Genomic DNA, 11,303 nt, shown 5'->3' on the forward strand with positions numbered 1-11,303 from the left:
CGGCATCCACTACGTCATCGACAGCAAGTACCCCTAAAACTACGCCTAAAAAGAGTAAAAACTCTAAACCTGCGCCAACTCAAACTACGACTAAAGTGGTTAAAAAAGATCCACCAAAGAAGGTTGAACAATCCAAATCAAAGGAGTATGTTGGTTCTAAAGGTAAACAGAATGTTACACCGTCCACCAAACCAACAAGTGATAAAGTATCCAAATGGTTATGGCCAACTAAAGGGAGAGTAATCAAGAATTTCTCTGTAGGCGAACAAGGAAATAAAGGCATAGACATAGCAGGACAGCGAGGTCAGCCAATAGTATCTACTGCAGGGGGAACGGTTGTTTATTCGGGTAATGCATTACGAGGCTACGGCAATCTAGTGATTGTGAAGCATAATGATAATTACTTAAGTGCATACGCGCATAACGACCGACTATTAGTATCTGAAGGGCAAAGTGTGAAACCAGGGCAGAAGATTGCAACAATGGGAAGCTCTGGAGCCAGCAGTGTTAGGCTGCACTTTGAGATTCGTTACCAAGGTAAGTCCGTTAATCCAAAACGATATTTGCCTTAAATACAATATGCAAATAATACATATTGTATGGAGTGACATAGTCATTTAGCGACATATAAAGTTGTGATGTCATGCTAATTTCGCCAGGGGGAGGCGTTATGAGTATAAGCAATGCAGTAACCAAAGAAGAGTTCGATCTTGACCAAGCAACCACGGAACCGGAAGCTCTTGGAAAAGCAAAACGAACAGTCACTAAGAAAACCGAAGCGAAAGAAGAAGTTGAAGTTACGTCTAAAAGTTTAGATGCCACTCAACTCTACTTAGGCGAAATTGGTTTCTCACCACTACTAACCGCTGAAGAAGAAGTGCTATATGCACGTCGAGCTCTACGCGGTGATGAAGCAGCACGTAAACGCATGATCGAAAGTAACCTGCGTTTAGTGGTCAAAATTTCACGTCGTTATAGCAACCGCGGCCTTGCACTTCTCGATCTAATCGAAGAAGGCAACCTAGGTTTGATTCGCGCCGTAGAGAAGTTTGATCCAGAGCGTGGCTTCCGCTTCTCAACTTACGCGACATGGTGGATTCGTCAAACCATTGAACGTGCGTTAATGAATCAGACTCGCACTATCCGTTTGCCAATCCATGTTGTGAAAGAGCTGAACATCTACCTACGTACTGCAAGAGAGCTATCACAAAAGCTTGACCATGAACCAACGGCAGAAGAAATTGCTTCTAAGCTAGATAAGCCGGTTGGTGATGTGAGCAAGATGCTTCGTCTAAACGAAAGAGTGAGCTCTGTTGATACGCCAATTGGTGGTGACGGTGAGAAAGCGCTGTTGGATATTATTCCAGACATCAATAATTCAGATCCTGAGGTTTCAACTCAAGATAGCGATATCAAGAACTCGTTGATTTTCTGGCTTGATGAGCTGAATCCTAAGCAGAAAGAGGTGCTTGCGCGTCGCTTTGGACTACTGGGTTATGAACCGTCAACATTAGAAGAAGTGGGCCGCGAAATCAGCCTGACTCGTGAACGTGTTCGTCAAATCCAAGTTGAAGGTCTTCGCCGTCTACGTGAGATTCTTATCAAGCAAGGTCTGAATATGGAAAACCTGTTCAACGTAGAAAACGACTAATTGAACGGATGATGCTTCTCTAAATAGAAGACAAATAAAAACGCTGACTTTAAGTCAGCGTTTTTTTGTTTGTGGCTTTGGTATTTCATGCCGTCTAATCAAAATAGCAGTACGGCCATAACAAGCTACTTGGTAAGAAACTAAAGCAGCTTCTTCAAGCGGTAAAGTTCTTCTAATGCTTGGCGAGGAGTTAGATCATCAGGATCAACATTCGCTAGCGCTTGCTCTACTTCATTCGGTTCTGGGATCAGGCTCAGTTGGTTTGCGATATCGACACCGCTTGGCTTCGATGTTGGCGACTCCATACTTAACGCTTCTAACTGAGTCAGCTTCGCACGAGCATTCTTGATCACTGCTTTCGGTACGCCAGCTAAACCTGCAACCGCTAGACCATAAGATTTACTTGCAGCACCTTCTTGAACTGCGTGCATAAAGGCAATGCTATCACCATGTTCAACCGCATCTAAGTGTACGTTTGCTAAAGTTGGAAGTTGGTTAGGTAGTTCAGTTAGCTCAAAGTAGTGCGTTGCAAACAGTGTCATCGCATTGATTTGATTGGCTAGCCACTCTGCACTTGCCCAAGCCAGAGACAGGCCATCGTAAGTACTGGTACCACGACCGATTTCATCCATTAGCACAAGGCTGTTTGGTGTTGCATTGTGCAGGATATTTGCGGTTTCTGTCATCTCAACCATGAAGGTTGAACGGCCAGAAGCCAAATCATCGGATGCGCCAATACGCGTAAAGATACGGTCGATAGAGCCGATGGTTGCGCTTTCTGCAGGAACATAACAACCGATATGAGCCATCAATGCGATGAGTGCCGTTTGGCGCATGTAGGTCGATTTACCACCCATGTTGGGACCCGTGATGATCAGCATCTTACGTTGATCATTCAGGTCGATAGGGTTAGCAATGAAAGGTTCGTCCATCACTTGTTCAACAACAGGGTGACGACCGGCCTGAATTTGTACGCCAGCAGACTCTGTCATGGTTGGACGACAGTAATCAAGGGTATCTGCACGCTCAGCCAAGTTCTGTAGAACATCAAGCTGAGATACTGAAGAGGCGATATTTTGTAGGCGCTCTAGATACGGCAGTAGTAAGTCAAACAACTCTTCCCACAGCTGTTTCTCGATAGCGAGTGCTTTCGACTTAGAGTTAAGTACTTTGTCTTCGTGCTCTTTTAGCTCAGGAATGATGTAACGCTCAGCATTTTTCAGCGTTTGACGACGAACATAGTGTGGCGGCACAAGATGGCTTTGCCCACGGCTTACTTGAATGAAGAAACCATGTACGTTGTTGTAGCCAACTTTTAGCGTGTCGATGCCATGACGTTCACGCTCTTCTTGCTCAAGCTTATCAAGAAATTCAGTTGCGCCTGCTGCAAGGTCGCGCCATTCGTCTAACTCGGCATTGTAGCCTTCTGCAATCACACCACCGTCACGGATAACCACCGGTGGGTTCTCTTTGATTGCACGTTCAAGCAGCTCAGAAACCTCATCCACAGGAGAAGCATATTGAGCAAGTTGAGTTAGGTATGGGTGCTTCAGTTGCGTCAGTGTTTCAGCAAGCTCTGGCAAATATTCCATTGCTTGGCGAAGACGCGCCATATCGCGAGGGCGAGCAGAGCGAAGTGCTAATCGAGCGAGAATACGTTCGATATCACCAATCTGTTTTAAGGTTGGCTGTAGTTCTGTGAATAGAGCCAAATCTTTCATTTCACCAATTGCATCTAAGCGCTGATCGAGTGCAGATATATTGCGCATTGGTTGATGTAACCAACGCTTAAGCATACGGCTACCCATTGCTGTCGCAGTGTGATCAAGTACTTCGGCAAGGGTGTTATCAGTACCACCCCCAAGATTTTGCGTGATCTCCAAATTACGACGAGTTGCAGCATCAAGGATCACCGAGTGATCTTGTTTATCCATCGTGAGTGAACGGATATGAGGGAGGGCAGTACGTTGGGTATCTTTCACGTATTGGATCAAACAACCAGCCGCACATAGACCCAGTTTCGCGCTTTCTACGCCAAAGCCAACCAGATCGCGAGTACCAAACTGCTTATTCAATTGCTGCTTAGCGGTGTCTAATTCAAATTCCCATACAGGGCGGCGGCGGTTGCCATTACGGCTTGCCATTAAATCGACGGGTTCGAAATCTTCAGGGAACAGCAGCTCACGCGGAGAGGTTCTTTGTAGCTCAGCGGCCATCGCTTCTTCTGTTTCTGGCTCGCAAAGTTGGAATCGGCCAGAGGTAATATCAAGTGTCGCATAACCGAATTTACCGTTGTGGTGATAAATGGCTGCAATTAGGTTATCAACGCGTTCAGAAAGCAAGGCTTCGTCGGTTACGGTACCCGGTGTCACGATACGCACTACTGCGCGCTCAACAGGGCCTTTTGAAAGTGCTGGATTACCAATCTGTTCACAAATTGCTACGGACTCACCAAGTTGCACTAACTTTGCAAGGTATCCTTCAACCGCATGGTATGGAACACCTGCCATCGGAATCGGTTCACCATTTGATGAGCCACGCTTAGTCAGTGAAATATCGAGGAGTTGAGAGGCTTTTTTAGCGTCATCGTAGAAAAGCTCGTAGAAATCGCCCATGCGGTAGAACAGCAGAATTTCTGGGTTTTCTGCTTTCAGTTTTAGATACTGCTGCATCATGGGAGTATGTTTTTGATCGGCTTTCACAGTTAACTTCTTTCGTTTATTTCTATTGCGGCTTAGGATACGTGAAAGCGTTTCGTGCGAAAAGCGGCTGATGCGAAAAGATGCGAATCCAAATGATATGACAGTAAATAAAGGGAAGCAGATGATGCAGATGACTCAAGACCTTAGTGAGCAGCTTGGACATTTACTCGCTAAACACAAACACGTGTTAGTGACGGCTGAATCTTGCACTGGCGGAGGTGTCGCGAGTGCAGTCACCGATATTGCGGGCAGCTCTGGATGGTTTGATCGCGCTTTTGTTACGTACAGCAATGAAGCCAAACAAGAGATGATAGGTGTACAACTTAAAACCTTAATGGAGTTCGGCGCCGTGAGTGAGCCTGTCGTAATAGAAATGGCGAGCGGGGCATTGCAATATTCAAACGGGACGATCTCTGTATCAATCAGTGGCATCGCTGGCCCAGGTGGCGCGACCGAAGATAAGCCTGTTGGTACAGTATGCTTCGCGTGGAAAGCGCTAAATGGCTGGGATAAAGTAGAAACGCATGTATTTACAGGCGACAGATCACAAGTACGCCAACAAGCCACGCACCATGCCCTGCAAGTTATTTATGATTACCTATCAATGGAAGGTAAGTAACATTTGTACAAATTATTTTCATACAGGTATAGACACTGTATGAATCAACAGTATAATAAAAGCCAATTAGTCACCCCTATGTGGGTTAGAAATAGATTCTAGATCGCTTGTTGAGACAACCGATTATGTGGAGATAGAAATGGACGAGAATAAACAAAAAGCGTTAGCCGCAGCCCTTGGTCAGATTGAAAAGCAATTTGGTAAAGGTTCTATCATGCGTCTTGGTGATAACCGCACAATGGACGTAGAAACTATTTCTACAGGTTCTCTATCTCTAGATATCGCACTAGGTGCTGGTGGCCTACCGATGGGACGTATCGTAGAAGTTTACGGTCCAGAATCATCAGGTAAAACAACGCTAACGCTTGAGCTTATTGCTGCAGCACAGAAAGTGGGAAAGACGTGTGCATTCGTTGATGCGGAGCACGCACTAGACCCTATCTACGCTCAAAAGCTTGGTGTTGATATCGATGCACTTCTTGTTTCTCAACCAGATACTGGTGAGCAAGCGCTGGAAATCTGTGATGCACTGGCTCGTTCAGGTGCAATCGACGTTCTTGTTATTGACTCAGTAGCAGCCCTAACACCAAAAGCAGAAATCGAAGGCGAAATGGGCGACAGCCACATGGGTCTTCAGGCTCGTATGCTTTCTCAAGCAATGCGTAAGCTGACGGGTAACCTTAAGCAGTCTAACTGTATGGCTATCTTCATTAACCAAATTCGTATGAAAATTGGTGTGATGTTCGGTAACCCAGAAACAACAACAGGTGGTAACGCACTTAAGTTCTACGCATCTGTTCGTCTTGATATTCGCCGTACTGGTGCGATTAAAGATGGTGATGAAGTTGTTGGTAACGAAACTCGTATCAAGGTCGTTAAGAACAAGATTGCTGCACCATTCAAACAAGCTGAGACTCAAATCCTTTACGGTAAAGGCTTCAACCGCGAAGGTGAGCTTATCGACTTAGGTGTTAAGAATAAGCTAGTAGAAAAAGCAGGCGCTTGGTACAGCTACAAAGGCGATAAGATCGGCCAAGGTAAAGCTAACGCTGGTAAATACCTACGTGAAAACCCAGAAGTTGCTCTAGAGATCGATACTAAACTTCGTGAGTTACTACTGACTCCTGCTGTTCTTGAAGAGAAAGACGTAGAGAAAGAAGAAGAAAACGAAGAGCTATAAGCTCACGTTTTATAGAGTGGATGTTTGAAAGAAGCATCCGCTTTGAAAGAATTTAAAGCCTCGCATATTTTATGCGGGGCTTTTTTATTGGATCTGCTCCGTCGAGCATGTCTTTGGTCAAATCTCTCTCGTTGACTGAGTTTCTTCGGTACTAGGTCGTCAATTTAGTTCTGCTTTTCCACGGCAAGATATAGTGGAATATTCTTCATTTTATCGAATTCCCACTAAAATCCTGCCCAAGGGTGTCTTTTCTACAAGAAAACTAGTCGAAGCCTTAACCATGATCTACAATACGGCAAAATTCTAACTCGACTATTTTCAGGAAGAGCTGCATGTACATGAGCACTGATGAGGTTCGCAACGCGTTCCTTAAGTTCTTTGAGAGCAAAGAACACCAAATCGTAGACAGTTCATCGTTAGTTCCACATAACGATCCAACCCTGCTATTCACTAACGCAGGTATGAACCAATTCAAAGATTGCTTCTTAGGCGCCGAAAAGCGTGCCTACACTCGAGCAACTACGGCTCAGCGTTGTGTACGTGCGGGTGGTAAACACAATGACCTTGAAAACGTAGGTTTCACGGCTCGTCACCACACGTTCTTCGAAATGCTAGGCAACTTCAGCTTTGGCGACTACTTCAAAGAAGAAGCGATTGGATTTGCTTGGGAATTCCTGACTGAAACTCTTCAACTGCCAAAAGATCGTCTACTGGTAACGGTATACGAGACAGATGATGAAGCATTCGATATCTGGAACAAGAAAGTAGGTGTTCCTGCTGACCGTATCGTTCGCATTGGCGACAAAGAAGGCGGTAAACAGTTCGAGTCTGATAACTTCTGGACGATGGGTGACACAGGTCCTTGTGGTCCATGTACTGAAATCTTCTACGATCACGGTGAGCACATCTGGGGCGGCCGTCCTGGTACACCTGAAGAAGATGGTGACCGTTTCATCGAGATCTGGAACAACGTATTCATGCAGTTCAACCGTCACGCTGACGGCACAATGGAACCGCTACCTAAGCCTGCTGTAGATACAGGTATGGGTATTGAGCGTATTTCTGCAATCATGCAGGGCGTTCACTCTAACTACGAAATTGATGTATTCCAAAAGCTAATCAAAGCGACTGCGGAAGTTGTTGGTCATGACGATCTATCTAACCAATCGCTACGCGTTATTGCTGACCACATCCGTTCTTGTTCATTCCTAATTGCTGACGGTGTTATGCCTTCAAACGAAGGTCGTGGCTACGTTCTACGTCGTATCATCCGTCGTGCAGTTCGTCACGGTAACAAGCTTGGCGCACAAGGCGTGTTCTTCCACAAACTTGTGGGCGTACTGGCTGAAGTGATGGGCTCTGCGGCAGATGAACTTAAGAAACAGCAAGAGCTGGTTGAAAAAGTACTTCGCATTGAGGAAGAGAACTTTGGTCGTACGCTAGAGCGCGGCATGGTTATTCTTAATGACGCACTAGATGCACTTGAAGGCAAAGAGCTTGACGGCGAAACAGTTTTCAAACTTTACGATACATACGGCTTCCCAGCTGACCTTACTAACGATGTAGCTCGCGAACGCGATTTTACTATCGATGAAGAAGGCTTTGAGAAGGCGATGGAAGCACAGCGTAAGCGTGCACGTGAAGCTGGCCAATTCGGCACGGATTACAACGCGACAATCAAAGTAGACACCAACACTGAGTTCTGTGGTTACACAGCAACTGAAGGTGCTGGTGAAATCTCTGCGCTATTCGTTGACGGCGAAGAGGTTGCTTCACTATCGGCTGGCGACAAAGCAATCATCATCCTTGAAGAGACACCATTCTACGCTGAGTCAGGCGGTCAATGTGGTGATGCTGGTACACTAAAAACAGCGTCGGGTCTTTTCAAAGTACAAGACACTCAGAAGCTAGGTAACGCATTTGCGCACCACGGTGAGCTAGTTGAAGGTGTATTTGCTAAGGGCGATAAAGTAGAAGCAACGGTTGACGCTGAGCGTCGAGCTGCTATCTCACTAAACCACTCTGCCACTCACTTACTTCACTCTGCATTGCGCGAAGTGCTAGGTGAGCACGTTGCTCAGAAAGGTTCTTTAGTTAAGCCAGACAACCTACGTTTTGACTTCTCTAACCTTGAAGCGGTAACACCAGCACAGATTAAAGAAGTAGAGCGTCTAGTTAACGCACAAGTTCGTAAGAACCATGTGATTGAAACGAACATCATGGACATCGAGTCAGCGAAAGAAAAAGGTGCAATGGCACTGTTTGGCGAGAAGTACGATGATGAAGTTCGCGTTCTATCTATGGGCGACTTCTCTACTGAACTTTGTGGTGGTATCCACGCTTCAAACACAGGTGATATCGGCCTATTCAAGATCACTTCTGAAGGTGGTATTGCTGCGGGTATTCGTCGTATTGAAGCGGTAACAGGTGAAGCTGCACTAGATGCAGTAGAAGCTCAAGCTAACGCTTACGAAGAGAAACTGGCTGAGTCAGCTAAGAAAGCGAAATCGCTAGAGAAAGAAATCCAACTGCTTAAAGAAAAGATGGCTACTGCAGAAAGCGCAAACATCATGGGCAAAGTAGAAGACATCTCTGGTACTAAAGTTTTGGTTGCTGCAATTGAAGGCGCAGACAACAAGAACCTACGTACTATGGTTGATAACGCTAAAAACCAAGTAGGTAGCGGCATCATCCTGATCGCGAACGTAGCAGACGGTAAAGTTGGCTTGATTGCTGGTGTAACCAAAGACCTAATCGGCAAAGTAAAAGCGGGTGATCTCGTCAAGATGGTTGCTGAGCAAGTTGGCGGTAAAGGCGGCGGTCGTCCAGATATGGCTCAAGCGGGCGGTACAGACGTTGCAGCACTGCCAGAAGCGCTTAAATCTGTGCGTACTTGGCTAGAAGAGCGTCTTTAAGCTTAAGTAATTGATACAAAGATGCCCAATCAGTTGATTGGGCATCTTTTATTTTGCCTATTGGAAGTGTGTTTAAACAAGATTTGATTGAGATTAACCAAGAAGTCTAATGGTGGCGTTAGACTCCTTGGTTAATTTTTTATTGCTTCGCCCTGACGCGGAGTATGTGTTTTTTTGTCATATATAGATATTGGTCTTGGGAAGGTGAGGACGGGTGAAAATGCCTCTTATCGTGCAAAAATTTGGTGGAACGTCGGTGGGTTCAATTGAACGAATCCATCATGTAGCAGAAAAAATCATTGAAGCGAAAAATGAAGGGAACCAGATTGTGGTTGTCGTTTCTGCTATGTCTGGTGAAACAAATCGGTTAGTTAATTTAGCCACGCAAGTTGATAGCGTACCAAACGCTAGAGAACTGGATGTGTTGTTAACGGCTGGCGAGCAAGTTTCCATGGCCTTGTTAGCAATGACGTTACACAAGTTAGGTTATGAAGCGACATCGATGACTGGCTACCAAGCCAAGATACACACGGATTCTAATCATAATAATGCAGCGATTGAGCGTATTGATACTGCCCCGATTCAAGCTTTGCTAGATGACAATCAGATTGTTATTGTTGCAGGCTTTCAAGGATTCAATGCGAAAGGCGATATCACAACATTAGGCCGCGGTGGTTCAGATACTACAGCGGTCGCGCTTGCAGGTGCCTTGCAGGCGAAAGAATGCCAGATCTATACTGATGTAGATGGTGTTTACTCTTGTGACCCTAGAGTCGTAAAGCAATCTCAGAAATTAGATACTTTAGACTTCCCTTCTATGGAAGAGATGGCCCGCCGAGGCGCTAAGGTGTTGCATCTTCCGTGTGTTCAGTATGCATGGCAGAACAACGTGCCATTGCGAGTGCTTTCAAGCTTTGAACAAGGCGAGGGCACATTGATCGCGGGTAATCAGTGTTTGAATGATATTGCTGGCATCGCCATCCAAAGAGATATGGTGCGTATCGAGTGTTTGAATGAAGATTTACCGTCTTTCATTTCACATTGCCAACTGTTGGGGATCGAAGTCTGTAGTGTGATCGAGGAAACAGAACGGGCAGCACTCATTATTAAACAAGACATAAGTGCCAAATTAAAACTAGTTTTTGCTGAGAAAATCCGTAATAGTGAACAGGTTAGTTTGTTAACTGTGGTAGGAAGCCGAACACAAGAAATTGTGGTCAGTTCACATGGATTGTTGTCTGAAGGCGAAATTGATGTACAGCATCACTTATTGCAGCAGCAGTCTTTAACTTTGGTGATATCACCAACGCAAGTCGATATGGCTGCTAACATATTACACAATGCATACATCGTAGCGCGTGAAACACAGGGTTATCCTAAAAAAGAAGTGCATTTTGGTTAAATAAACTCAATCGATAGTTTACGAAAATATAACTTTTGTTGGATAATGCTCTCGTAGCTAGATAAATTTAGAGATTACTCAAGGAGCAAAGAATGCTAATTTTGACTCGCCGCGTTGGCGAAACACTGATGATTGGTGATGAAGTAACAGTTACTGTACTAGGCGTTAAAGGTAACCAAGTACGTATCGGTGTTAACGCACCTAAAGAAGTATCTGTTCACCGTGAAGAGATCTACATGCGCATTCAAGCTGAAAAAGGTAATGGTAACGTTGCATCTGGCAACTACTAATACTTTTGCGTAGAGAAGAGGCTAGCATTGTTGCTAGCCTTTTTTGATCTTGGGGAACCGAAACACTGATTGGGACATAGATGGGTTGGATAACGGATCGGTCTCAAAGTGGTGAAGTGAATGCTTTGTGATGCTGCGAGATACAGACAAGGTTGAACAGAACTGTTGCTCTGTATTTTGTTTGGCAAAACTCAAGATTTATTCGCTTCCCCTATGGCGAAAATACGCATCCCGTAGTATTGTGCCATCAGCGGTAGCACTTGCTGCTGGAGAAATTAGATAATTGTTTTCGGCTGTTTATTATTGCCAATCTTTCACCTTAATTTTTAAGGGAAAAAGCGCGATTTGAATCTTATAAGTTCAATTTGCAAGCGCTTTGATTAAATAGTAAACGGTTGAGTGTTTTTGTCCAATTTTTTTCAATAAAGTGTTTGACATATTTTCGGTAAAACGTAATATGTGCCTCCGCAAGACGGTGAGGTGGCCGAGAGGCCGAAGGCGCTCCCCTGCTAAGGGAGTATGTGGTTTGTAGCTGCATCGAGGG

General features: G+C 45.0%; 8 protein-coding genes. 7 read left to right on the forward strand and 1 reads right to left on the reverse strand.

The annotated features are described in order from the left end of the window. Window positions 1–572 (forward strand): peptidoglycan DD-metalloendopeptidase family protein (locus A6D97_RS19745; RefSeq protein ID WP_016785575.1); only part of this gene is annotated, 572 nt, incomplete at its 5' end. A gap of 98 nt (window positions 573–670) precedes the next feature. Continuing rightward, on the forward strand, window positions 671–1,651 hold the full coding sequence (gene rpoS / locus A6D97_RS19750; protein WP_017059027.1) for an RNA polymerase sigma factor RpoS: 981 nt from the start codon (window positions 671–673) through the stop codon (window positions 1,649–1,651). 140 nt (window positions 1,652–1,791) lie between these two features. On the opposite strand, the gene mutS is transcribed toward rpoS, so the two are convergent. Then, window positions 1,792–4,353 carry a DNA mismatch repair protein MutS gene (mutS, locus tag A6D97_RS19755; RefSeq protein ID WP_065585100.1) on the reverse strand — a complete coding sequence of 854 codons (2,562 nt, stop codon included), beginning with the start codon at window positions 4,351–4,353 and terminating at the stop codon, window positions 1,792–1,794. A 124-nt stretch (window positions 4,354–4,477) separates the two neighbouring features. On the opposite strand from mutS, the gene pncC reads away from it, so the two are divergent. From pncC to csrA, 5 genes are all read left to right on the forward strand, one after another. Continuing rightward, a complete protein-coding gene (gene pncC, locus A6D97_RS19760; protein WP_065585102.1) occupies window positions 4,478–4,972 on the forward strand; it encodes a nicotinamide-nucleotide amidase in 495 nt (164 codons plus the stop codon). 139 nt (window positions 4,973–5,111) lie between these two features. Next, window positions 5,112–6,152: a recombinase RecA gene (gene recA / locus A6D97_RS19765; protein ID WP_017056586.1), complete on the forward strand. Its 1,041-nt coding sequence runs from the start codon at window positions 5,112–5,114 to the stop codon at window positions 6,150–6,152. Between the two features lie 332 nt (window positions 6,153–6,484). Next, window positions 6,485–9,067: an alanine--tRNA ligase gene (alaS, locus tag A6D97_RS19770; protein WP_065585101.1), complete on the forward strand. Its 2,583-nt coding sequence runs from the start codon at window positions 6,485–6,487 to the stop codon at window positions 9,065–9,067. 220 nt (window positions 9,068–9,287) lie between these two features. Further along, window positions 9,288–10,469 carry an aspartate kinase gene (locus A6D97_RS19775; RefSeq protein ID WP_082153902.1) on the forward strand — a complete coding sequence of 394 codons (1,182 nt, stop codon included), beginning with the start codon at window positions 9,288–9,290 and terminating at the stop codon, window positions 10,467–10,469. A 92-nt stretch (window positions 10,470–10,561) separates the two neighbouring features. Beyond that, window positions 10,562–10,759 carry a carbon storage regulator CsrA gene (csrA, locus tag A6D97_RS19780; protein ID WP_004415691.1) on the forward strand — a complete coding sequence of 66 codons (198 nt, stop codon included), beginning with the start codon at window positions 10,562–10,564 and terminating at the stop codon, window positions 10,757–10,759. Window positions 10,760–11,303 lie beyond the last annotated feature (544 nt).

The organism is Vibrio sp. ZF57, from assembly GCF_001691235.1.
Classification (GTDB): Bacteria; Pseudomonadota; Gammaproteobacteria; order Enterobacterales; family Vibrionaceae; genus Vibrio; species Vibrio crassostreae_C.

Coding starts and splice junctions, on each gene's coding strand:
- rpoS (WP_017059027.1), top strand. CDS start 671: ATGAGTATAAGCAATGCAGTAACCAAAGAAGAGTTCGATCTTGACCAA.
- pncC (WP_065585102.1), top strand. CDS start 4,478: ATGCAGATGACTCAAGACCTTAGTGAGCAGCTTGGACATTTACTCGCT.
- recA (WP_017056586.1), top strand. CDS start 5,112: ATGGACGAGAATAAACAAAAAGCGTTAGCCGCAGCCCTTGGTCAGATT.
- alaS (WP_065585101.1), top strand. CDS start 6,485: ATGTACATGAGCACTGATGAGGTTCGCAACGCGTTCCTTAAGTTCTTT.
- A6D97_RS19775 (WP_082153902.1), top strand. CDS start 9,288: ATGCCTCTTATCGTGCAAAAATTTGGTGGAACGTCGGTGGGTTCAATT.
- csrA (WP_004415691.1), top strand. CDS start 10,562: ATGCTAATTTTGACTCGCCGCGTTGGCGAAACACTGATGATTGGTGAT.